Consider the following 240-nt stretch of genomic DNA (forward strand, 5'->3'; position numbering starts at 1 on the left):
AATACCCACCCCAATCACTTGCCCGGCCCTCGCCACCGGCGACAGGGACTTGTTGGATTCGGTGTCGAAAAAGATGCAGCGGTAGCGGAAGTAATCACTGAACACTTCGCGCTCGCCCAAGGCCGTTGAGTTCATGAACCAGGCGCGTGAATCGTGGACCTGTTCGTCGAAAAAGTCGGTGAGCGTGCGAGCGGTGTCGGTCAGGGGCTCGGCGGTTTTTAAGTCATAGAGCGCCAGGTA

Annotated in this window: 1 pseudogene; it reads right to left on the minus strand. The window is 57.9% G+C overall.

The features are described 5' to 3' along the window. Positions 1-240, minus strand: a pseudogene (locus QN399_RS26615) (hypothetical protein); the annotation flags it as partial.

Source organism: Pseudomonas sp. 10C3 (assembly GCF_036346185.1).
Classification (GTDB): Bacteria; Pseudomonadota; Gammaproteobacteria; order Pseudomonadales; family Pseudomonadaceae; genus Aquipseudomonas.